Here is a 252-nt window from a genome sequence, read left to right on the forward strand (position 1 = left end):
CCTCCTTTCTAAGGAGCACTTCTTACCGATTTTTTCGGGACGAGGTCAGAGGCCAGTACATCAGCGAATGTCTGATGCTGGTTGCTCATGGGTGGAACGTTGACTACTCGGCATACTTGATCGGCTTCTCCTTCTAGTACTGCTCTTCGGAGCGTGGAACGTTGAGGGAAGCGGGGAGTGTGTTGTGCACGCTGTTGGGTGTCTGAAGGTACGGCCGATTGGCTGCCTTCAGTGCCGGCCCCAGTGCACTCG

This window comes from Streptomyces viridochromogenes DSM 40736, assembly GCF_000158955.1.
Taxonomy (GTDB): domain Bacteria; phylum Actinomycetota; class Actinomycetes; order Streptomycetales; family Streptomycetaceae; genus Streptomyces; species Streptomyces venetus.